Genomic DNA, 22449 nt, shown 5'->3' with positions numbered 1-22449 from the left:
CTTTTATTTAGATCAATTGAACGTAAGATGGGTTTGCCGTAATATAGAGCCCGCTTTTTAAACGATACATGCGTGAGCCATTTACTGTTAATTGCTCGGCAATGGTGAACACTTCATTTCTTGAAACCGTCGTATAGCGTGCATTCCAATCCGGTCGATTGTAAACCCATAAGCTGTCGACAATAACACGAAGTAGACGACCCTCCATAGGTGGTGCCGGTTCAGGGCTTGTACCTGCTCGAACATCAGCAATAAATTCATTCCAAGAAGGTAATAAATTTGCCGGACAGTTTTTGCCTGTCCAATGCTGGTGGGTAACAACTGAATTGATGCCAATTGATAACTCATTCATTAATCGTCGCACTAAGGAAATGGCGTTTGCTCGTGCCTGCGGAAAGTTGCCATCTCGGTTTACACAAATTTCAATCCCTATTGATTGGCGATTCCCGTTTGCACCAGCGTGCCAACCGACTTCGTTAAAAGGCAAGTGCTGAATCGCTTGAGTATCGTCCACCGTCACATGCCATGAGACTTGTCTTGCCTGAGCATCTGCCCCCTTTACATAACGTGCATGCATTTCGGCATTTGCCCCATTAGACGTATTAGCGGTCTCATGAACCGTAATATGCGTTGGACGTAAAGCAGTCTGCGGACGATTTGAATTTGATTGTGGGATAAAATCTTGTTTTAGTTCCATTATCGTTTTCCTCCATTCTGTTGATGTGTGCTTCTCTCTAGTTCACGAATCGCATCTGTTAAATGTTCAATCCGTTTTTCAAAACGAATGAGTAAATAAACAGCCACGAGCGTGGGAAAACCAAAGTTCCCTAACAAAATTGCCCAATCAGGTAGATTTTCCATATGATGTTCCCCCCTCTACTAGAAAAAGAGAAAGCTTCGCGAAAAAATCAATCATGAGATGGAGAAAAGTATAAAATGGGGATTTAGAAGGATAAGTCGGGGTGGTTCGTTTGATACGATCAAGCGGCGCCAGCAGGACTTTATAAAGGATTAAAAGCGACCAACGTTATGGAAATGCCTTGTTTCTAAACCGTTTAGGTGCTTTTTTTATTTTCCCAACCTAAACACACAATTAGTTCACATTATTTCGTTATCCTTGTTGTATAGTTAGTTCAACAAACATTATATTATTATAATCGAAATGAGGAATGACCATTGAAAACAGATCCACCTCGATCGTTAAAACGTTATGGTACGGTTTGGCGATGGCATTTTTACGCTGGTCTTATCATTGCACCCATTTTACTTCTTCTAGCGATTACAGGAGGCATCTACTTGTTTAAAGGCACGATTGAAGCTTCCATCTACAGCGAGTATTACGATGTGCGTCCTAACCAAGATGGTGTGACGTATCCGCCTAGTGAGTTGATCGCAAATGCGCTCACTGCTCACGAGGAAATTGAAACGGTTACCTCTTATTCCCCTAGTGAAGAAGCCACCCGATCTGTTGCTATTGGCGCTTCATTTGAAGATGGGGCATCGGGCACCGTCTTCATGAATCCATACACTGGGGAATCATTAGGGGTGCTCCTGGATCAAAATCGGGTGATGGAACGGTTAATTGAATTACATAGCGAGCTGATGCTCGGAACGTTTGGGGATCGAGTTGTTGAACTCACAGCTTCATGGACCATTATTTTGATCGCTAGTGGCCTTTATTTGTGGTGGCCAAGACGCTCCAAACCTACTCTCTATGGGGTCTGGCTCCCGCGGGTGCGAAAGGGCAAGCGTGTTCTTGTTCGCGATTTACACGCAGTGCCTGCTGCGTGGCTATCCATCGGCCTCTTGTTTTTCGTTTTAACAGGGATGTTGTGGACTGGTTTTTGGGGAAATGGTGTGCAGCATTTAGCCACAAGTACAGGGCAGGGGTATCCCCCGTCTATTTGGGTAGGTGATGCTCCGCAATCCTTAACCGAGGATGTAGCAGAATCAGCCTGGGCTGCACAGAAATTACCTGTACCGCTTTCTGGGAACGCCCAAGGCTATGAACAGGTTTCAATTGATGATGTAGTCACAACAGGGTTGCACCGGGAATTACATCCGAGCTACACCGTTTATTTTCCAAGGAGTGAAACAGGCTCCTTCACGCTTTCTGCCTTTCCTGACCAAGCAAGAGACGAAGCGACCATGTATGTGGATCAATATACAGGTGCTGTTCTCGCCGATTATCGGTATGATGACTATGGTCTAGTTGGAAAATGGATGGCAACGGGGATTACGATTCATAAAGGGCTTGAATTCGGACTTCTTAATCAATTGTTCGGCTTACTCATTTGTATCGGCTTAGTTGGCATCATTGTATCAGGGTTTTTCTTATGGAGACGCCGGAAGCCTCAACAACATATGGGTGCTCCAAAAGCACATTCCATTCGTCATAACCGGGCTTTGCTCGTCATTCTACTCTTATTTGCTGTTGTGTTTCCACTTGTTGCCCTTTCTCTTCTCGTTGTGTTCTTATTAGACGTTTTCCTTATTCAAAAAAACAAGCGTCTCAAAGCGTTTTTCCACGCATAGGAGGTTGATAACATGCGATTATTCTTTACCATCATGAGCATGACTGTTTTCCTGTCTGCCTGTTCTTTTACTAGCCATAACCCTGAAGCGTACACAGACTTTCAACCGCTTCAAGTAAGAGTCGAATTACCTGATTCCGTCTCGGAAGGAGGGAAACAAACGATTTATGCGTCTGTCTCTCAAGGAGAGGAGGAGATCACAGATGCGGATCTTGTTCGATTTGAAGTCTGGTCCAATAATCATGAACAACATGAATATGTAACGGCTACTTCTGAAGGAAATGGGATCTATGCAGTGGAAATTGATTTTACACAGGAAGGGCTCTATTTTGCCAAAGCCTTCACACAAGTTGATGACTTATATGCGATGCCGACAAAGCGTTTTGCTGTCGGCAAGATCACACCTGAAGAAGCGGAGTATTTACTAAACGGCTCTTCACAACCATTTTCAAACGATCATGCACACCATTAGAACATGCACACTCTTTTAAGGATGCAAGAATAGACGATGCATGAAAAAGACGAATGATCCCGTTGGCGGACATTCGTCTTTCGTTCTTTGTACGGTTTCCTTTTCATCGCTACTTGTACTACCCTTTCGTTACGCCCCATAGTTGTTCGATAACATCTGTCTATTCACTAGCTGATGATATAATGTATTTCTCTTGTATAAATCCTCATGAATCCCTTGATCTGTCACTTCTCCATTTTCAACTACTACAATGTTGTTTGCGTTTTGAACAGTTGCGATTCTGTGGGCGATGATTAACGTTGTTCGTTCTCTCATTAACTCGTTCAATGCGTCTTGAACAAGCGCTTCCGATTGCCCATCTAAGTGTGCTGTTGCTTCATCGAGTAAAAGGATGTCCGCGTCTCTTAAGATGGCTCTTGCAATGGCCATTCTTTGTCTTTGACCACCAGATAACCGAACCCCTCGTTCTCCTACCTCTGTGTCCAGTCCTTTTGGTAGCCCCATGATGTCACTCATTAAATTCGCTTTGCCTAAGGCTTCATAAATGGTCTGATCGCTTTTTGCTTCCTTTAATCCATAGGTTACATTCTTTCTTATGCTTCCGCTCATAATCGGCGACTCTTGACTTACATAGGCAATTTTCCTTCTCCACTCTTCTAATGTATAGGAGTAGATCGAGTCATTATTAAAGAGAATATCACCTTCCTCTACAGCGTAGAATCGTTCCACTAGCGAAAACATGGTTGTTTTACCAGTTCCACTAGGTCCTACTATTGCGGTTACATGATTTTTCTCTGCCGTAAAGCTAATATTTTTTAGAATGCTTCTTTCTGGATCGTACGAAAAACCGACGTTTGAAAAACGAATACCTCTGAACGTATGCTGTTTTTTTCTCACAGGCTCTTTCACTGGGTCACGTGACCCCTCATGTTCTTCCTGCAATAATAAGTAAACCCGCTCAGTCGCACCCATCGCTTTTTGCGCTTGCGTAAAAAACTGTGCCATCATGGAAAGTGGATTAATAATTTGAAAGATGTAAAAAACGACAGCGACCAGTGCACCTGCTGAAAGGCTTCCTGTGGCTACTTGATACCCTCCATATCCGATAATCATTACGAGTACAAGTAGAATGATTGCTGTCATTAACGGAGCCACAATTGCTAGTATTTTTCCGGTGGATAATCCATAGTGATAGAGTTTAGTAGCGCGCTTAGTCCCTTCAGCTGCCTCTTGCTTTTCAGCAACAGAAAATTTCACTAGTCGAACGTCTCCTAGCACTCTACTTAGGTCGCCTTGAAAAGAAGCCGTCTCCTGCTGTAGGTCTCTTGAAACGCTGTACATTCGTTTTCCAAGAGGCTTTATCACAAAGAACGCTAATGGAAAAATAATTAAGAAAAGCAGCGCCATAGACCAGTTTAAAACAAAGAGGATGATGAATGAACCGATTATTGAAATGAGCCCTGTAACGAAGGGGACTAAATGATCAATAAAAAAATTTTTCATCACATTGGTGTCGTTGGTAATGCGGCTCATAATTTCGCCGGAATTGTTTTTGTCATAGAACGTCAGGGGCAATCGTACAACTCGATTCCACAAATCATCCCGAAGACGTACGATCACTTTTTCACCGATATAAATCATTAAGTATAAGGATAGACCAGATAAGACAACTTGAGTAACGAACAAAAGCACTAACCCAACAAGTAGGAGCCCATTAAACGATTCCTCGATGAGCAAGTTCACAAGATCCATAGCTATTAATGGAATGACTAACGACAGCCCTGTTTGAACCAAGGAAAGTGTAAAGGCAATTGTTAGGAGCATCCGAGACGGCCTATAGGTAGTAAAAATCCCAACAAATTGTTTATACGATAACGTTTCCATAGTGAAAGTCTCTTTTCATAGTTAGAGTTTCAGTCGTTCATTGAAAAAAGAAATAGACACAAACTTTTTGTCCCTTTTAAACGATATAGAAATCTTTATCAACGAAATGCTTGTTTATTTCCGTAAAACAGCCGCTATAAATTCACCATCTGCTTTATACGTTTCACCGTTCACGTCTGCATACACTTGTTCAAGTGTGAATCCAGCTTCTTCAATCTCTTGTCTTAAGTCTTCCACACTAAAGTATTGATTCCAATAATGATAGTTAACGATTTCCCCATCTTCAAACACTAAGACGGTTTTTTGAAGTGAGACATTATTAGGATACTTTTCAGTGGAGATCAACCCTAAATGCTTTTTTCTTGATAACATACTATTTTTACTTGAGAGACTCCACTCTCTTGATTCTTCGAAATCTGCGAAACTTTTGTCTGACAATACATCTAGCAACACGAATCCTCCAGGTTTAAGAGCTCTATACATATTCGACAGTACTTTTTTCCGTTCATCAGGGTTCAAAATACCAAAGATTTGATAGATTAATAGGGTTAAGTCAAATTCTTCTTCATAGTTAATAGTTAGGAAATCTCCACAGTGATAGTCAATGGATAGGTTCTTTTTCTCCGCTTCTTTTCTCGCATACTCAATGGAATTCTCAGCAAAGTCTATGCCTGTAACGCTATATCCTTTCTCAGCTAGCTTTTCTGAATACAGTCCCGGTCCACAACCAAGATCAAGTATAGATTGGTAGTTTGTTAGTGGCGCTATCTCACTTATAAGATCAATGGACTGCTGAATAAAATGTGCATCTTTACTTGCACCGTCCATTGTTTCATCCAGATGTGACTGTAAGACAAAATCAGCACGATCCGGATCAAGCCAAATATCTTGCGACCCTTCTGCAAACACTTCGGGACTCTTTACAACTTCTAATAACTTGTCCATTTCTACCACCCTTATTTGAGTTTTTATTGCAAACCGACTATAATGTATGCAAGTTGTTAGCCAAACAGACTAACAACTTGCATCATAATTAACAATCGTTGCTTGCTGTTGACCAGCCTACTGCGGTTGTTGTTATGGTCACTGTTGCTGGTGATTTTTCAACGCTCCATTGCCCGTGGTCGTTTGAATGAGTTGCCAGCTTTTGTAATTCTAGTACTTGATTCATGTACGTACCTCCTATGATAAAAGATCTACTATTAACAATCGTTGCTTGCTGTTGACCAACCTACTGCCGTTGTCGTGATCGTCACAGTTGCTGGCGATTTTTCAACACTCCATTGTCCTTGACCGTCTACTTCATGCGCTAATTTTTGTAAGTCCAAGACTTGATTCATGTTCGTCACCTCCTTAAAAGATTCCCACCTACTTTTAACAACCGTTACTTGCCGTTGACCAACCTACTGCCGTTGTCGTCGTTGTAATGGTTGCTGGTGATTTTTCGACGCTCCATTGTCCTTGACCATTTGAATCGTGCGCTAGTTTTTGTAAGTCTAAAACTTGATTCATCGCGTTTTCACCTCCTTTACAAATTTCCAACGAGCCTCAACAACTATTACTTGCCGTTGACCAGCCTATGACGGTTCTTGTTGTTGTAATGGTTGCTGGTGATTTTTCGACACTCCATTGTTCTTGACCGTCTGAATCATGTGCTAGTTTCTGTAATTCTAAAACTTGATTCATGTTGGTACCTCCTCTTATCCTTGCCAATGCTTAACAATCATTACTCGCCGTTGACCAACCTACTGCTGTTGTCGTGATCGTCACGGTTGCTGGTGATTTTTCGACGCTCCATTGTCCTTGACCGTCTACTTCATGTGCTAGTTTCTGTAATTCTAATACTTGATTCATCGTTCTCACCTCCTTTACAGAATAATCGACTTGTCCACATGTTGATCAACCTTAACGAACTTTTTTCAGTGCTGATCCTTTCGTGCTTGATAAAAAGGTTTCCACATTTATGAGAGGTAACCAATACAATGGATTTTTCTTCATAATCGATTGGAAGGCTAGAATGATCCCAGAACTACCGGAAAACAAATCATCCGATAATCGATAGGAAAAATTACCTGGATAGAGATAAGCATCTTCTTTTTCAATTAAAAACAAATGTGCCAGCTGAATGACATCTTTTGTACAGTCCCATTGTGCTTGTCTATCTTCTACTAAGGATGGTACTAGCAGAAACCCGCCTGCACCATCGAAGAGCCCACCACTAATGGTGCATCTGATCTTTGAGACATTCAAAATAGAGTCGAACTCTTCTTTAAACAGTTGTTTGCCGCTAACATGATTTACATACCAAATGGCTATACCGATTCCGATTGAACCTCCAGATAAATACGGTAATAATCGATTGTTCTCATCCAATGTTTGCAGCATATCCGATTCCTCGTCTTTTTGCGTTTTATCCAAGTCTTCTGCTATGAATTGAATGGCTTGTTGCAGATAGTCCTCATTCGATGTCACAGAATAGAGCGCAGCGTAAAACAAAGCAATACCAGATACGCCATCGATTAACCCTATCGGTACAGCAGACCAATCGTTAGTCTTCAATGATGGCTGCTTTTTTCTTGCACTGTCAATTCTATCTTGAATAGATTCAGCATAATCCAAATATTCGGTTTTATTCGTTTCCAGATACAGACTTATATAAAACAAACCGACACCAGAGAGACCAGAGCGTAAAGTTAGATCGTTTCTTTCGTCTGTTTGATTTATTTTCTGGATTACTTGCTGGGCCGATTCTGTATATCCTCTTTCATAAAGCAACGTACCGATTCCAGCCAGTCCTGAAAACAAACCGATGTTTTGAACAGTTGGAAGCTTAGCCAATAAATGAGTGTTGATCCACTTATCTACTTTTTCTACACAGTGGTTTGAACGATACAAGGTTAAAGCGGCTCCACTCCCGCCATTTAGTATATTGAATTTCCCATCCTTTAACTCGTACTGACGGATATCACCATTAATGAACCTTTCATCATCGGTTACATGTTGACCTAATCCTTTTATTAGTTTGTTCACAATCTGTTGTAAGTCTTCCGTCTGCTCGTCCACATCTAACTGCCATTGATATTGAATATCGCTTTGATAGGAACGAATCTGATTGGCTGCTTTTTCAAATAGATCGATAAACTGCTTATAAATGTGACTTGGATACTGGTTCTTAATCCACTCTAACTGGATAGGGGCAAGGTATGTTTCTAATGTATCCGACGTTAGGATTGGTAAAGAAAGATACCGTAGTAATTTTAGATAGCCAAACCAATCCCTTGCACCTGCGACGTTAATTTCTTTCGAGATAAAACCAGTAGTCGCCATCCCAGGTTTGTCAGTAGAATAGACGGAAGACGCCGTTTCAAAATCAATTAACTTGACTTCTCCACTTGAAGTCAGAATCACATTTGCTGGTTGAATATCACCCATTGCTATGCCTTTTTGGTGCATGTCCTCCATAATGTGATAAAGGTTCGTCATAATGGACATGATCTCTTCACCATACAGGTTCAAGTCTACACTACCTACAAAAGGATAGTTTTGTACTAACCATGATCTTAAATCTGAGCCCTCAATGTATTCTTCCACAATAAAATAGTGTTCCCACGCTTGGAAGTGATCCATAACATTCACGACTCCAGATACATCTTTTAAGGTCGTTAGTGCATCTAGTTCGATCTTCTGCCTCTCTAACGCATCTCGACCTATTCCATCTAAGCCAGCTACTGGTCTAGCCTCTTTAATGATTACTTTTTCATTTGTTTTCTTTCTTGTGGCTAAATAAACTCCCCCAGCGTTACTGTAGCTTAAAGATGTCTCCATCGTATATTCGTTAAGTTTAGTCGTCTCTTCGTTTAAAAGTAGATCATCTTTTATGTTTAATGAATCTAAATAAGCATCATACGTTTCCATAAATGTCGGTACTTGATAGAATGGGTTGCGTTGATCAGGGATTAATTGACCGGTATCGTCGTATATACAATGTTCCCCGTCTTCATTTAATATTGTTTTAAATCCTCCATATCGATAAAAAACATTGCTATCCTTCCAACGCTTATCATTTAAAATATAGGGACCTTTCTCATACTTCTTTGTTACGTCAGCAAAAACATCTAATAATTGTATAAATTGTTCATCATTGAGTGGATAAATCGTTATAAATTTGCCTGATGAGGCACGATTCGCATTTTTTGAATTCATTTTCATAAAGCTCTCTCGGTCTTTTAAGTGCTTAAACACTAGCTTACGTTCCATGCAAACCATTGCTACGTCATTAAGAACGGTTTGGGCATCATTCTTAGAGGCAGTTATGTGAATCTTCCATCCTTGGGTCGGTAAATGCACGCCATCTATTTGATAGTGTGTCCAAACGGATGCCTCATCGCTATGAACAGAATACATGCCCTTATTTTCGTTCGTAACCGTTAATTCACCTCCTTCGCCTTTTTTTATTTTCCCGTAATGCTCTGAGTCTACTTTTAAATACTGGTGATAAAGAAAGTTACCTTCCAATTTTTTCATCCTCCCTTTCCTCTCCATAGCGAAACATTACATTCCCCGTCTAATGGCTCTAAAAATAATCATAAATAGACATGCTACAACCATGAACACCAGAATCATGTTAAATACCCATGTTTCGTAGAAAGCAAAATTTTCCGTAAAAAAATCTTGTAAGGAAAAACCAAAGATGCTCCAATTTCCTTGGCCATCCGTATTAAATGACCGATTGAGGTTCAGTGTTTCCGTAAGAATAAATAGAATATTAACACCTAGTAACGTCAAACCATATTCAAAAATATCCCGTATGAATGTATCTTTTTTCAAAATAGGCCTCCCGTTTAAACGTAATCGTGAATTAAAATTCTTTTCGCTTATAAACACTTAAAGCAATGAGAAAAGAAAGGATATAAAGGATGAGCCCAATCAGCACAAAGGTCAGTGAATAAACAACCATTGATGACGTCTCTGCCTCATTGAAAGCGAGTCGTTCAAATACAAGATTGGAAACCACTCGTTCCATCAGGAAGCTAACCAAAATGGCTGCACCTGCCGCCACAATTAAGACACCATCTGACTTTTCTGGTCCTAATAAATAAAGCAGAGGAAAAATAAGTGCTCCAATTAACAATACAAGCATAATAGAAGGCGCTATTTGCACGAGGAGTTGCATGTAAGACTCTTCCACTACAATAAAATACACGAAAAACGTTACCGTTGTAATGACAATTCCAATTGCGAGTACTGCTAAGTAAAAAAGATAATGCCCAAACACGATATGTGCTCGATTAACTGGCATGGTCAGCACAAATTTATCGTAGCCAGACTTTGATTCATGCTTAATTACTTCCATTGCAGGGATGGAAACTAATAATAGCGTAAGCAATACAACGAAAGGATGCATGGATTCTTGACCAAACCCTAACACCAACGCAGCTACAAAAATGGATATGCCAACATACATAAATAAACTACGGTAGACTAAGTAATAACTTGTTAGTAATAATGCATTCATTTCTTTTCACCTCTCGCTAGGAAAACGCTTAAATCTTCTAGTGTTAATTCATTAACAGGTACGTTATCCGGTACAACTCTTTTATCAGAGATCAATACCACAAACGCATCCTTTTCTTTATACGATGTTACAATATGCTCTGGTTCTACTGTCGATAAGTCATTTTCATTCATTTCTACGATTGCGTATTGATTTTGAATGACTTCTCTCTTTTCCGTTAAGATAATTTCGCCATCTTTTATAAAAACAAGGTGATCAGCAATCTTCTCAATGTCACTCATAATATGAGAGGATAACAGAATGCCACCTTTATTCTCCTCAACAAACCGAGTTAGTTCCTCTAGCAATTCTTTACGTGAAGATGGATCAAGCCCTCCTGTCGCTTCATCCAATAGAAGCAATTTTGCGTTATGAGATAGTGCTACAGCCACGGATAGCTTCATCGACATTCCTCTTGAAAACTCTTTTACTTTTTTATCAGTCGGCAAATGAAACGTTTCTAACAACCTATCAAATCCTTCTTGATCCCAGCTACTATACATTTTCACAAACACTTTATTTAATTGTTTAATCGTCAGTTCAGCAGGCAAGTTAATGGCATCAAAGACAACGCCAACTTGTTCCCTCATAGATGGTTGCTGCCCATGTACTTCCTCTCCAAATAATCGAACCGTTCCTTCATCTTTTTTGATTAAACCTAAAATCGTTTTGAAAGTAGTCGACTTTCCTGCTCCGTTATCGCCTACAAATCCAACAATTGACCCAGCAGGAACATCTAAGGTAACATTCTTAAGAACATGTTTACGTTTAAATGTTTTACTTATATTTTCCATCTCAAGAAGTACAGTCATTTTTTATCCTCCTAAAAATATATAAAAAATATTATTAATTTTTTATATATTGAAAATACATTTCACATTCTCCATATTGGCTTATAGTAAAAGAAGCATGACAACCTATAACGAATATAAAACACACTTCAAATCGGCACTGTCTTGATTTATGTATTTATATACCACAGCAAATTGTTTCAAAACCACAAAATTTCAATTTTTTTATTATTTTTACGAAAACAGGGATTTTTCTGGCTACTCTTTATGGTTAAACTTGAAAAAAACAGGCTCAGAAGCTATATGACGCCTCTCATCTCTATTTTTATATACCACAGCGGCATGTTTCAAAACACGAAAATGACCTTATTCTTTTACTATACAGCCTGATAGCATATTACATACGTTGTCTTCATTGTCTTTTTTATGAAACAAGCAATAAGAGATGCATAGACTAGTATAAGTCGTTCGAGCTCAGGAAAGAACTGTCATCTAGAGGTGATGTATGATGTTAGAGGTTGCGATACTCTTTGCCATACTGGTCGTGTTAGGCTTTCTTGGTGCCCCATTAATGAAAACATGGAAATACCTTATACGCCAGATGATTATCGGGTCCATTGTCCTAATGGCTTTTATGATCGTTCTCTTTTTCTATGAATTTATTGAAGGCGGCTTTATGCGGTTTTAGTGTTAAATATAGACAAGAAAGAAGGCCCATGCAAGGATACATGGGCCTTCTTCTCTGAATCAGAGCAAGCCATTGATTAGCGATCAATCACGTTAAGGAAGATCCTCTCGCATTGATATGTAGGATAGGCGTTCACCTATCCTTTAACACTAATCAGATAAGACATTCTCTGTTTCTTCATGAAGGATCGCTTCAAGATGCTTAATTTGGTCATCTAACATCTCCGTAAAGCGAGCTTCATTACCGGTTACTTTTCTCCTCATTGCTTTAAGAAATAGTAATTCCCGGCGAAACAGTTCTCGCTCAAAGCGATTCATGATAGATATCCTCCTTAAACATGATTGATACCTATGTGTATTGATTACCCCTCTTCCCATACGTAAAACCACACTTTTGGCTATCTTTCTACCATCCAGTGAACAAATAGGCGAACCTCTTTAATACGAACGGTACATTCCTTGGGATCGGGGGGCTGTATGTTTAAACGCAAATTTCTTATATAAATGCTCTGCTTCCCCATCTGCAATAAGGCTAACATAGGAACCAGGCAGTGTGTGTTGATCAAGGTAGTCAGTAAGGTGCTTCATAATAACACTGCCTAACCCTTTTCCTTGATACGTAGGCTTGACTGCAATATCAACTATTTGAAAAAATGCGCCACCATCTCCAATAATTCTGCCCATACCGATTAACCTATCTCCGTCGTACAACGTCACTGCATATAAAGAATGACGAAGTCCGATTTCAGCTGCCTCTACCGATTTCTCACTTAATCCCGCTTCCAGTCGTAACTCAATATAAGCTTTCGGATTTGGGGCTTCATGCATCACTGTATAATCCAATTTCTTTCCCTCCACTTTATTCGTTTTCTAGCCTTCAAAATCGCTGAACATACTTGTAAACATTCCTGCTTACTTCCCTATTCCTCCATTATACACAAAAAAAGTATAGGCAACTTGCCTATACTTTTTGTACACCTTATTTCCCTTCAGCGAGCTGTATTGCCTGATTCAGTACGTTTTCACCTTTCATCATCCCATAGTCCATTTGATTAATCAGATCGACTTTGACGTTGTACGGTTCAGCTTGTTTCGTAATTTGTGCTTGCATGTAACGTACTTGTGGACCGATTAACAGGACATCCACTTTTTCTAAATGGTCGTTTAACTGTGAAGCGGATACGGCATCAATTTCACACGTTACGCCTTTCACTTCAGCTGCTTCTCTCATTTTTGAAACGAGCATACTAGTAGACATTCCAGCTGAACATACGAGTAAAATATTCATCTTTTTACACTCCCTTTGGTAAGCGTTGATAGAGTTCAACCAATTCAACAGCCATTTCTTTTACTGTCATCGAGGTCATTAAGTGATCTTGTGCATGAATTAATAAAATGGAAGGGGTGACCCCGTTTCCTTGCGCTTCTTGTTGGAGCAGTTCCGTTTGTCCATGGTGAGCCGTCACAAATGCATCCTCGGCTTCTTTTAATTTACCTGCCGCTTGCTCAAATTCTCCAGCCTTTGCCGCTTGGATGGCTTCCATGGCAAAAGAGCGAGCGTTTCCCGAATGCAAAATGAGGGTGAATGAAATTTCTTCAAGTGTTCTTGTCATGATGGTACTCCTTCTTAACCGTTTTCTTTTTCAATTCGTTCTTGTGCACGTTCAGATAAGCGAATAAATGGTATATAGATAAGTGTGGCAAGTGTTAAGTTAAAGAGCTGTAAAACCACCCCTGACCAATGCCCTGAAACAAGGAATCCGCTTATAATAGGCGGTGTTGTCCAAGGAATGGCAACTGCCGTTTTCGCAACAAATCCAAAGGAAATCGCAAAATAAGAAATGATGGTCAATAGTATTGGTGATAAAACAAATGGAATTAACAGTGACGGATTCAACACAATGGGCATACCGAACATAATAGGTTCATTAATATTAAACGCTGCTCCCGGTGCACCTAATTTCCCAACCGTTCGGTAATGGGACGTTTTTGCTACAATAAAGATTGCGGCGATAAGTGCCAATGTTGTTCCCGAACCACCCATAAAAACGTAAGCATCAAAGAATGCTTTTGTTACAATCGCTAGCTCGTTCCCAAAAATACTCGCTCCTGCTTGAACAAGCTCAGTATTTGTAATACTTGCTGATAAGTATACACCTTCCATAATCGGTGACATAATATTTGTCCCGTGTAACCCGAAGAACCATAAGAAATGATTAAGAAACACAACGATAAGTGCTGCTGGTAATGAATTTGATAATTTTAGTAATGGCGTTTGAATCCATTCAAAGATTAATTCGTGCACGCTTAGTTGAACGACTAACGTCATAAACATTTGCAGTAAGCTAAGCCCTATGAGAATTATAAGAAATGGAATTAATGAGCGAAAAGATTTCGTTACACCCTCAGGTACTCCCTGTGGCATTTTAATCGTAAATCTTGAATTAACAAGCACTCGAAATAATTCAGTTACAATGAGGGCATTAAACAACGCAACGAAAAGGCCTTGTGATCCTGTCCATGCTAGTGAGAGTCCCCAATCCTCAGTGAACGGCGATAGCATAACGAATGTGGAAACGGATAAGATTGCTGCTGCTAACCCATCAACATGATAGGAACGAGCTAGATGATAGGAAATGGCCATCGTAACAAGGAGAGCCAAGATTGCATAAGAGGCATCCCATATATTTCCGCCGAACATGGTGAAATTTTCACCGAATATCCCCATCATAAACGCTTGATATCGATCGATTGTCGGTAATGGGAAATTGTTAAGTAAGATAGCAAACGAGCCAATAATAATTAACGGAATAACACTGACAAATCCATCTCGAATGGCAACTAAGTGCCTTTGTGCGCCAATTTTCCCCGCCACTGGCACAACATTTCTTTCTAACCATTGCATCATAGAAATTCCCCCTTTTTATACTTGCTGATAAAATTGCGGCAAATCTTCTTTATGTGCGTCCAATAACTCTTCCATTAAATCTTTTGCAAGCGTTTCTTCTCGAACAAGTGGATTGATGACTAACGCTTGATACAAGCGCTCACGATCGCCTTTTACAGCTGCTTCAATGACCAATTCCTCCATATTCTTCATCAATTGAATGATGCCTCGAATTGAGAGCGGAAGCGTTCCTATTGAAATTGGTCGTGGCCCCTCTCCCCCCATGACAGCATTGGTTTCAATGACAGCATCGTTCGGTAAGTCTGATATGGTCCCATTATTTTGAACGTTAACAGTTTGAATATCGCCTTTATTTGTATAGATACTTGTCATAACGTTACAAGCCGCATCGCTATAGAAAGCCCCTCCTCTTTTCTCAAGTTCGGTAGGCTTTTCTGTTAACTCTTTATCGTCATATTTTTTAAAGAGCTCTTCTTCTACTTGCTGGACGACTTCAGCCCGTGTTCCATTCTCCCAATACTCTTTTAAACTTTTCTCTAGCATCTCTGCCCCTTTAAAGTAATAGCTATGGTAAGGATTCGGCAGCATCATAAAAGAAGATAAAAATGTAGACGACCATCCTTCTGATACGATATTTGCTGGAGAATATTGATTTGATGGATCTTTTAATCGCTCAATCACAATCGATGTATAGTCCACTCCTTTTACAAGCACGCGACGACCAAATACAAAATGATTTAAGCCAATAAATTCAATTTCAACATCTTCCGTTTGGCAGCCTAGAATTTCTGCCACACCTGTTCGCATATTAAATGGAATGTTACACACGCCAATGACGCGTTTATGAGAACCATATTTCAACAAAGCTTCTGTTACCATTCCAGCAGGATTCGTGAAGTTGATAAGCCATGCATTTGGACAAAGCTCAGCCATATCCTTAGATACCTCTAACAAAACCGGTATCGTTCGCAAGGCTTTAAAGATTCCTCCTGCACCATTTGTTTCCTGCCCTAAAGCGCCGTAAGAAAGTGGAATTCGTTCGTCTTTTTCTCTTGCTTTCAATCCCCCCACTCGAATTTGACTTGTCACGAAGTCAGCATTCTTTAATGCGTTTCGTCGGTCAAGACTGGCTGTAATCGTAATGTCTTTTCCTGATTTTTTCACCATTCGCTTTGCTAAACGTGAGATAACGTCTAACTTTTGTTTTCCTTTCTCAATATCCACTAGCGCTATTTCCGTCACTGGAAATTGATCATGACGGTCAATCATGCCCTCTATAATTTCTGGCGTATAGCTAGATCCTCCACCTATGATGACAAGCTTCAACATCATAAAGCCCCTCTCCTGTTATTACTCTATTTGTAGGTATAACTATTATTTGAAATCGCTTTCTTAATACAACTACAATTTATCATAACAAATAAGAAATGTACAGCATTATTTGTAATAACAACTTTAAAAGCATTTCTCTTTTTTGTCATTACCTTTGTATGAAAACTTCCCATCATTTATGATACAATAAAGGTATAGAATCTGGAGGGGTCATGCCAATGTCTGCAATGCACCAGCAAATCAAAGAAAACATTATTCAAAAGATAGAAGCCAATGAATATGCACCTCAATCACAACTTCCCACAGAAGCTGAGTTTTGTGAAACATATGGTGTGAGTCGTACTACCGTTCGAACTGCTCTACAACAACTTAGTCAAGAGGGTTATGTGGTTCGAAGACAAGGACAAGGTACCTTTGTTGCAGAACCGAAAATACGCACCAATTTATCCCAAACGATTACCTCTTTTACAGAACAAGTCACTTCACAAGGAAAAAAACCTTTCATTAAAGTATTGTCATTACAAGTGATTCCGGCTGATGAAGAGTTGTCCGATTTACTACAGACGGATGCAAATGCTGCCATTCAAAAAATCATTCGCGTTCGTTATGTCGACGAGAAGCCTTTGCAATATGAGATTGCTTATGTTCCTTGGTCTATTGCTCCAGGTATTACTGAGGAGCAATGCTCCGTTTCCTTGTATTCCACACTAAGAGATCACTACAGTGTTCGTATTGCGCGAACTGAGGAACATCTTCAGTTAACAACTATGGACCCTTTTATTGCTACACATCTTCTATCTGAAGAACAGACACCGTGTTTTTATTTGGAAACGCTAGCTTTCTTAGAAGATGGAAAAATTGCGGAGCATTCGCAAACCTATTTTCATGGGGAACGAGCGAGTTTTCAAATTGAACGACACTACAGTTAATGGAGGTTTAGGGAATATGTCTACTGTTGTATTTAATGCAGATGATTTTGGATTATCACGAGGAGTTAACTACGGTATTTTAGATTGCCATTTACATGGGGTCGTGTCATCTACGACCATGCTTGTGAATATGCCTGGTACGCGTCATGCTGTTGCCCTTGCACAGCAGCACCCTAGCTTGCGTGTTGGAGTTCATCTTGCTTTAACAATTGGTACACCTTTAGCAGAAAACGTTCCAAGCCTTACAAATCAGGATGGCCAATTTAGATCTCTTCTGGAACAACGAAACGAACGTCTGATTGATCCAGCCGATGTGCTACGAGAATGGACAAAGCAAATTGAAACGTTTTTCGAATTCGGGTTAACGCCTAGTCATTTAGACAGCCATCATCACATGCATAATTGGGCTCATTTGCGCCCAGTAATAGAGGAACTAGCATCCGTTTATCAACTTCCTTGGCGGCATTATTTTGAAGAGACGCCTCACCAAACTCAGATGTATACAGAGGCATTTGATGAAAGGTTTTACAAACAAGGAGTCACTCATAAAGCGTTAGATCGTATCCTTGACGAACATAGAGGCGTACAATCTTTGGAGATTATGTGTCACCCAGCTTATGCAGACACGACGTTAACCACCACTTCTTCTTATGTCTCTGAGCGTTTAAAAGAAACAGATGTTTTAATGACGTATACATTACCAGATGGATGGACTCTCAAGTAACCATAAAACCACACTCACCTTTGTTTTAAGAGAGTGTGGTTTCCGTTTCTTTTTTATTTCCACTTACCATTAGTAACAAGAATAAGCCCCACATACCAAGCATAAATGCTGATATAGAGTAGAGAAATGGTTGATTGAAAAAGCCAACTTGAACAGCCTGCCATTCAATACCTCTTGCCCATATAATTGGCAAAACCGTTAACATAGATGCTTGAATAAATGGAGACGTAATCCGCTTTACTTTTTTCTCCAAGACAAGCTGTACAATGGCGCTTACACTCCTTTAGACTTGCATTAGTTATCCCAATAGCCCGTTTCCATATCAATAAGCCAATGATTTTTTAACAGTAGTGCGCGCTCAATCCCAGCTAGGACAGCAGCAACAATTAAAGTTGTATTTGCCCAATCAGGTAGTGTTATAGGAGATTGAAAGGTGCCGATTTGTTCGTGTATCCAAGGGATGCTCGTAACGAGCTCTACTAATTGTGGTAGTCCAAGTAGAAGAGAGACGAGTAATACCATTACAGCAGACCGTCCTATGCTTTTGCTTAAGATAGGGAAGCGTTGGTCAAATCTCATGCGTAGTCCTTCACCTGAGCGCTTATCAGGCTGTAGTACGTATTCTCGTTGACCACCATCCTCTACATAATGCATTCGACTTAATCCATAATCTGTGGTTCCGACCTCAATGACACCACCAGGTACAGGGAAAGCTGCCGGAAGACTTGAGGTGGCAATATGCTTACCATTAAGGTATAACTCTGCCGTGTTATCTTCGCTAAAAAAATGAACGTTCACTGCATACACATGGTCTTCACTTTCATGATTCCTAAGTTTTAAATAAAATAAAGAGCGGGTTAATGGCTGCCAAAAACGGAATGGTTTTAAGGCATGACCGTCGCCTTCCTTTACTTTATTTACTTTCTTCCGGCGTTTCCATTGCCGATAGGAACGAAACATAAAAAGGGCTCCTTTTTTCAACTTGATAAACAAATAGGATAACAGTAAAGAATCATTGTTTTATTTTCAGAATAGAGGCAATGACCCAGCCAAAAATACTCCCACTTCCAATGCCGAATATGAGGGCGGCAGCAGTGTTATTAAAAGAAGTGAAGCCAACAAATGTCATCGTTGCTATGGTAATCGCATAGGTATACCAGTCCGGTTTCATGCTGTCTCCTCCTTGTTTCCTTTTTATGTTCTACGGTTACTGGCACAAAATGTTTCATTTACATAAAAAGAAAAAGAGACACAGCGATGGTGCTGAGCCTCTTTTTCTTATACAGATCGTTTCTTTCTTCTACCAAGTGCAAAAGCTGCTCCAACAATACTTAAGCCACCAATTATCCAGGCAACATAGTTGGTGGATGTTTGTGGTAGATGTCCACCTTCTGTTGTTGCTGCCAATTCATTCGGCAGCCTTTTTTCAAAATCAGCTTTTCGAATCTTCCCATTAATCCCCTTCGTTCGATCCACTACTTGGGAAACTTCAAAATCTGTCGCTGCACTTAAGTAAGCAAGGGCTTTTGCTCGATTCATACCGTAATGATGTTCCAAGAAGTCAATCGATTGACGTGTCGCCTCTTTCATCGCTTCATTTAAATCTTCATCAAGACCAATCGGCAACCAATAGTCCTCTGTCTCGCCAATTGGGTGGTTGAATGTATGAGCGTTCCCAGGAATTCCGGGATCTCCTTTCTTTAATACCGACAGCCGAAAGGTAACTCGAAGTGACCCTTCAAGAGCACTCAACGCGACTTCACCATCACCTTGTGAAAAATGAGGATCTCCAGTGTAAAACATGCCACCTTCTACCTCAATCGGTAAATAGAGGGTTGACCCTACACCTAAATCATTTATATCCATATTCCCACCGGTTCGGGTTGGAGGGACACTATCTACTCTATCAATCGTATCTGTTGCAACGCCCATCATTCCCATAAAAGGTTGAAGCGGAAAAAACACATCTTCATCAGGGATTTCACCATACCACTGCCCATTTCGCATCGTAATGGGGGTGAACACCGATACATTATTAAATAATTCTGGATTTTCAAGACTTGCTTCTTCATCTGGTCCATCATTTTCCGGAAACTCTCCTGGCAATGCACCACGGCCATGTCGGTTTGAAATAACGCCGTATGGAACCCGCGGCGTGAGAGACAGCGTTTCTACTTTTAACACATCACCTGGTTCTGCACCTTTAATTTCAACTGGTCCTGTCACAATATGGGGACCATGTTCGCCGAATTTATTGACAATATCTGATTCTGCAATGGCAATCGCTTCAGAAAGAATGTCTTTTGGCTTTACTCCATATTGACCGAAGTAAGAGATAGGATCTCTGCCTTGATCATCAAGCAACCCTTCAGCTGAAACTGTATCAAATGTAATCGTTTCACCTGATTCCATCTTTAGTACCGGTGCACTTTTTCGGTTTGGCAGTTCACCCCATCGAACGTTTTCCACTGTTGAGGGTACATAATGTTGACCTTCTGCCTCCTGAGGCTCCATTGTATGTAAAGGAAATTCTTCTGCATAGACCCCTTGAGTCGCAAGGGCACTACCTACACCTAACCCAACTGCTAGTCCTTTCATGTCCCGCTCTCCCTCCATCTGCCTTTGTTTAGTTTAGCTTAACAAAATTTGCCTCTTTCTTAAGAGATGTGGGTAGATAATCTTCCACTAAAATGACAGGCACATATAAAAAAAGACCTTCGAAAAGGCCTCTCTATCGAGCTATTCTTCGTCAGTCGACCAATTAAAGTCACTTGTTTCAATCGCTTCATACAACGCATTTGCACCATTTACGTGAAAACGATTCTCTCCCCACGCAAAGCTGGCATCGCTCACCAAAATCGTTGGTGCTGTATAAATGGACTGCTCTGTTGTCTCAACTTCTATATGATACGTTACCGTTGGTGCACGATCATTCGGAACGAGTTCAGTCACGCCACCTTGTTGAAAGAGTTCAATAATTGCATCACGGTCGTCTATCGTCACTTCTCTTCTCGTTGAATTCGAACGTTCACTTGACTCTTGTATGATTTGAATAGAAGTGATTTCACCGTTTTCACTTTCATAACGAGTGATCTCTTCTTCTATCGTCGTCTCTTCAGGAATGTAATTTACCATGACAATTCCTGCTACACCGACAAGTAAAAGCGCAATGAAGACATAGATAACCTTCCTAGCCACTTTTACATCGCCTCCTTTTTCATACGACCTATCCATTGCTTTTTTTGTAGATCTAGCATAGCAGGAAATAGACGAAATTCAAAACCTATCGAACAGAATACAAGGTTCGTTCACATTTACACATTCAACAATGCGATTTAAACAGACGTTGCGCCTTGTCCACCATCAATCCGATAATAGCTACCTGTAATGAAGGATGCCTCTTCAGAAGATAAAAACAGCATTAGCTTAGCAATCTCTTCTGCTGTTGCATAACGATTCAGCGGAACACTTGCTTCAAATTGTTTACGTGCTTCCTCTACATTATCTGGGTTTGTATTTTTTTCAATTGAACGAATCATGGCTGTATCAACTCCAGAAGGCGCTACCGCTACAACCCGAATATTCTCCGCAGCCCCTTCCAAAGCGGCTGTTTTCGTTAATGCAATAACAGCATGTTTGGACGCCACGTAAGGACCCATTCCAGGTGCACCAAGCAACCCGCCGTTGGAAGCGGTATTGACAATGACACCATTTTGTTGTTTTTTCATTACTTTCATCACGTATTTCAGCCCAAGAAAGACTCCTGTTGTATTGACATTCAAGACATTTTGAAAATTAGCGAGGGTTTGTTCAGTCAACAAACCAAACTCACCATTAATTCCTGCATTGTTAATAAAAATATCGATTTGTCCATAGTGATCAATGGTATGATCTACAAATGCTTGGACATCATTCTCTTTTGAAACATCTCCAGCTACTAGCAATGTGTTGTCTTTATCTAAGTTTGCTTCAGAGGATGCTTTTTCTAAAGCTGTTTTATTTAAATCGACTAAAGCGAGTTTAGCTCCTTCTGCTCGAAAAAGCTCTGCTGCCTTTATCCCAATTCCTCCAGAAGCACCGGTTATTAATACAACTTTATCCTGAAATCTCATGGATTCTCACCTTCATCGTTAAAATTTTTTTGTTTCAAATCGACTATAAACCTACGTAATCTCCTAAACAAGTACGCACCTCAATGTGATTAAGTATCCCAAGCGAAACGAAATAAAGCTCATTTTGATGACTAGTTAAGCGGCTTTGTGGCAGTTCATTAACTTCGCAATACCTTTTCCATTGCCTTCCCTTTTGCCAGTTCATCCACTAACTTATCCATGTAACGAATCTCTCTCATAAGCGGTTCTTCAATGTCCTCTACCCGAACACCACAAATGACCCCTTTAATAAGAGACCGTGATGGGTTCATAGTTGGAGCCTCCGAAAAAAACGATTCCATATCTGTTTGCTTTTCTAATTGGGCTTCCAGTTCTTCAGAACGATAGCCAGTTAACCATTGAATCACTTCATCCAACTCGGCTTTTGTCCGCCCTTTTCTTTCAACCTTATTCACATAATGTGGATAAACACTTGCAAACGGCATCGTGTAAATTTTATGTTTTTTCATACATCCGCTCCTC

31 protein-coding genes are annotated in these 22449 nt (G+C 40.3%); 5 read left to right on the top strand and 26 right to left on the bottom strand.

Annotated elements, in window-relative coordinates; all coding sequences use genetic code 11:
* Positions 1-7 precede the first annotated feature (7 nt).
* On the bottom strand, positions 8-697 hold the full coding sequence (locus E2L03_RS08390; RefSeq protein ID WP_055735729.1) for an N-acetylmuramoyl-L-alanine amidase: 690 nt from the start codon (positions 695-697) through the stop codon (positions 8-10).
* A complete protein-coding gene (locus E2L03_RS08385; RefSeq protein ID WP_078440252.1) occupies positions 697-861 on the bottom strand; it encodes a YvrJ family protein in 165 nt (54 codons plus the stop codon). The genes E2L03_RS08390 and E2L03_RS08385 overlap by 1 nt, the downstream gene beginning before the upstream one ends.
* Before the next feature lie 315 nt (positions 862-1176).
* Between E2L03_RS08385 and E2L03_RS08380 the strand changes: the two genes are divergently transcribed.
* Together E2L03_RS08380 and E2L03_RS08375 are read left to right on the top strand one after the other, a co-directional pair.
* Positions 1177-2535, top strand: coding sequence for a PepSY-associated TM helix domain-containing protein (locus E2L03_RS08380; protein WP_038476707.1), 1359 nt, complete (start codon positions 1177-1179; stop codon positions 2533-2535).
* A 12-nt stretch (positions 2536-2547) separates the two neighbouring features.
* Positions 2548-3006, top strand: a complete 459-nt coding sequence (locus tag E2L03_RS08375) for a FixH family protein (RefSeq protein ID WP_134258913.1) — start codon at positions 2548-2550, stop codon at positions 3004-3006.
* Between the two features lie 129 nt (positions 3007-3135).
* Here the strand turns inward: E2L03_RS08375 and E2L03_RS08370 are convergent, their stop codons facing one another.
* The 11 genes from E2L03_RS08370 to E2L03_RS08345 form a co-directional block, all read right to left on the bottom strand.
* The gene (locus E2L03_RS08370; RefSeq protein WP_134258912.1) at positions 3136-4890 is read right to left on the bottom strand and encodes an ABC transporter ATP-binding protein; all 1755 of its coding nucleotides are present in this window, start codon (positions 4888-4890) and stop codon (positions 3136-3138) included.
* A 114-nt stretch (positions 4891-5004) separates the two neighbouring features.
* The gene (locus E2L03_RS08365; RefSeq protein WP_124741293.1) at positions 5005-5835 is read right to left on the bottom strand and encodes a class I SAM-dependent methyltransferase; all 831 of its coding nucleotides are present in this window, start codon (positions 5833-5835) and stop codon (positions 5005-5007) included.
* An 88-nt stretch (positions 5836-5923) separates the two neighbouring features.
* Complete coding sequence (locus tag E2L03_RS20355) at positions 5924-6061, bottom strand: class III lanthipeptide (RefSeq protein ID WP_164468423.1); 138 nt, start codon at positions 6059-6061, stop codon at positions 5924-5926.
* A 31-nt stretch (positions 6062-6092) separates the two neighbouring features.
* Positions 6093-6230, bottom strand: a complete 138-nt coding sequence (locus E2L03_RS20350) for a class III lanthipeptide (RefSeq protein WP_166740234.1) — start codon at positions 6228-6230, stop codon at positions 6093-6095.
* A 34-nt stretch (positions 6231-6264) separates the two neighbouring features.
* Complete coding sequence (locus tag E2L03_RS20345; protein ID WP_166740233.1) at positions 6265-6402, bottom strand: class III lanthipeptide; 138 nt, start codon at positions 6400-6402, stop codon at positions 6265-6267.
* Between the two features lie 36 nt (positions 6403-6438).
* On the bottom strand, positions 6439-6576 hold the full coding sequence (locus E2L03_RS20340; RefSeq protein WP_166740232.1) for a class III lanthipeptide: 138 nt from the start codon (positions 6574-6576) through the stop codon (positions 6439-6441).
* 30 nt (positions 6577-6606) lie between these two features.
* Positions 6607-6744, bottom strand: coding sequence for a class III lanthipeptide (locus tag E2L03_RS20335; protein WP_166740231.1), 138 nt, complete (start codon positions 6742-6744; stop codon positions 6607-6609).
* Positions 6745-6795: 51 nt separating this feature from the next.
* Complete coding sequence (gene lanKC, locus E2L03_RS08360; RefSeq protein WP_166740230.1) at positions 6796-9414, bottom strand: class III lanthionine synthetase LanKC; 2619 nt, start codon at positions 9412-9414, stop codon at positions 6796-6798.
* Positions 9415-9441: 27 nt separating this feature from the next.
* Entirely contained in the window at positions 9442-9717 is a 276-nt protein-coding gene (locus E2L03_RS08355; RefSeq protein ID WP_038476700.1) for a YfzA family protein, read from the bottom strand.
* 31 nt (positions 9718-9748) lie between these two features.
* Positions 9749-10405 (bottom strand): ABC-2 transporter permease, encoded by a 657-nt coding sequence (locus tag E2L03_RS08350; protein WP_038476698.1) that lies wholly within the window; start codon positions 10403-10405, stop codon positions 9749-9751.
* Positions 10402-11256, bottom strand: coding sequence for an ABC transporter ATP-binding protein (locus E2L03_RS08345; RefSeq protein WP_038476695.1), 855 nt, complete (start codon positions 11254-11256; stop codon positions 10402-10404). The genes E2L03_RS08350 and E2L03_RS08345 overlap by 4 nt, the downstream gene beginning before the upstream one ends.
* Before the next feature lie 484 nt (positions 11257-11740).
* Between E2L03_RS08345 and E2L03_RS08340 the strand changes: the two genes are divergently transcribed.
* Positions 11741-11923 (top strand): hypothetical protein, encoded by a 183-nt coding sequence (locus tag E2L03_RS08340; protein ID WP_134258910.1) that lies wholly within the window; start codon positions 11741-11743, stop codon positions 11921-11923.
* A gap of 149 nt (positions 11924-12072) precedes the next feature.
* Here E2L03_RS08340 and E2L03_RS20330 read toward each other — a convergent pair whose 3' ends face one another.
* The 6 genes from E2L03_RS20330 to E2L03_RS08315 all read right to left on the bottom strand — a co-directional run bounded on the left by E2L03_RS20330 (position 12073) and on the right by E2L03_RS08315 (position 16162).
* On the bottom strand, positions 12073-12240 hold the full coding sequence (locus E2L03_RS20330) for a hypothetical protein (RefSeq protein ID WP_166740229.1): 168 nt from the start codon (positions 12238-12240) through the stop codon (positions 12073-12075).
* A 120-nt stretch (positions 12241-12360) separates the two neighbouring features.
* A complete protein-coding gene (locus tag E2L03_RS08335; protein WP_134259173.1) occupies positions 12361-12750 on the bottom strand; it encodes a GNAT family N-acetyltransferase in 390 nt (129 codons plus the stop codon).
* Positions 12751-12901: 151 nt separating this feature from the next.
* Positions 12902-13210: a PTS sugar transporter subunit IIB gene (locus tag E2L03_RS08330; RefSeq protein ID WP_038476689.1), complete on the bottom strand. Its 309-nt coding sequence runs from the start codon at positions 13208-13210 to the stop codon at positions 12902-12904.
* 4 nt (positions 13211-13214) lie between these two features.
* Positions 13215-13535 carry a PTS sugar transporter subunit IIA gene (locus E2L03_RS08325; RefSeq protein WP_038476686.1) on the bottom strand — a complete coding sequence of 107 codons (321 nt, stop codon included), beginning with the start codon at positions 13533-13535 and terminating at the stop codon, positions 13215-13217.
* 14 nt (positions 13536-13549) lie between these two features.
* Positions 13550-14830 (bottom strand): PTS sugar transporter subunit IIC, encoded by a 1281-nt coding sequence (locus E2L03_RS08320; protein ID WP_038476683.1) that lies wholly within the window; start codon positions 14828-14830, stop codon positions 13550-13552.
* Positions 14831-14845: 15 nt separating this feature from the next.
* A complete protein-coding gene (locus tag E2L03_RS08315; protein ID WP_038476680.1) occupies positions 14846-16162 on the bottom strand; it encodes a 6-phospho-beta-glucosidase in 1317 nt (438 codons plus the stop codon).
* A 218-nt stretch (positions 16163-16380) separates the two neighbouring features.
* On the opposite strand from E2L03_RS08315, the gene E2L03_RS08310 reads away from it, so the two are divergent.
* Positions 16381-17091 (top strand): GntR family transcriptional regulator, encoded by a 711-nt coding sequence (locus tag E2L03_RS08310; protein WP_241741822.1) that lies wholly within the window; start codon positions 16381-16383, stop codon positions 17089-17091.
* A gap of 16 nt (positions 17092-17107) precedes the next feature.
* Positions 17108-17815: a chitin disaccharide deacetylase gene (gene chbG, locus E2L03_RS08305; RefSeq protein ID WP_166740228.1), complete on the top strand. Its 708-nt coding sequence runs from the start codon at positions 17108-17110 to the stop codon at positions 17813-17815.
* Between the two features lie 25 nt (positions 17816-17840).
* On the opposite strand, the gene E2L03_RS08300 is transcribed toward chbG, so the two are convergent.
* The 7 genes from E2L03_RS08300 to E2L03_RS08275 form a co-directional block, all read right to left on the bottom strand.
* Positions 17841-18068 (bottom strand): hypothetical protein, encoded by a 228-nt coding sequence (locus tag E2L03_RS08300; RefSeq protein WP_134258909.1) that lies wholly within the window; start codon positions 18066-18068, stop codon positions 17841-17843.
* A 41-nt stretch (positions 18069-18109) separates the two neighbouring features.
* Positions 18110-18775, bottom strand: a complete 666-nt coding sequence (locus E2L03_RS08295) for a hypothetical protein (protein WP_134258908.1) — start codon at positions 18773-18775, stop codon at positions 18110-18112.
* A gap of 52 nt (positions 18776-18827) precedes the next feature.
* Positions 18828-18986, bottom strand: a complete 159-nt coding sequence (locus E2L03_RS20325; protein ID WP_166740227.1) for a hypothetical protein — start codon at positions 18984-18986, stop codon at positions 18828-18830.
* Positions 18987-19093: 107 nt separating this feature from the next.
* Positions 19094-20413: an acetamidase/formamidase family protein gene (locus E2L03_RS08290; protein WP_236702349.1), complete on the bottom strand. Its 1320-nt coding sequence runs from the start codon at positions 20411-20413 to the stop codon at positions 19094-19096.
* A 141-nt stretch (positions 20414-20554) separates the two neighbouring features.
* Positions 20555-21013 carry a hypothetical protein gene (locus E2L03_RS08285; RefSeq protein ID WP_124741286.1) on the bottom strand — a complete coding sequence of 153 codons (459 nt, stop codon included), beginning with the start codon at positions 21011-21013 and terminating at the stop codon, positions 20555-20557.
* 137 nt (positions 21014-21150) lie between these two features.
* Positions 21151-21927, bottom strand: a complete 777-nt coding sequence (locus E2L03_RS08280; protein ID WP_038476664.1) for an SDR family NAD(P)-dependent oxidoreductase — start codon at positions 21925-21927, stop codon at positions 21151-21153.
* 158 nt (positions 21928-22085) lie between these two features.
* On the bottom strand, positions 22086-22436 hold the full coding sequence (locus tag E2L03_RS08275) for a DUF2200 domain-containing protein (protein WP_038476661.1): 351 nt from the start codon (positions 22434-22436) through the stop codon (positions 22086-22088).
* Positions 22437-22449: the final 13 nt, after the last annotated feature.

The organism is Shouchella oshimensis, assembly GCF_004375095.1.
In the GTDB taxonomy this organism is placed as follows: Bacteria; Bacillota; Bacilli; order Bacillales; family Bacillaceae_D; genus Shouchella; species Shouchella oshimensis.
The sequence above is the reverse complement of the archived record's forward strand: the minus strand, read 5'-3'. Positions and strand labels throughout refer to the sequence as shown.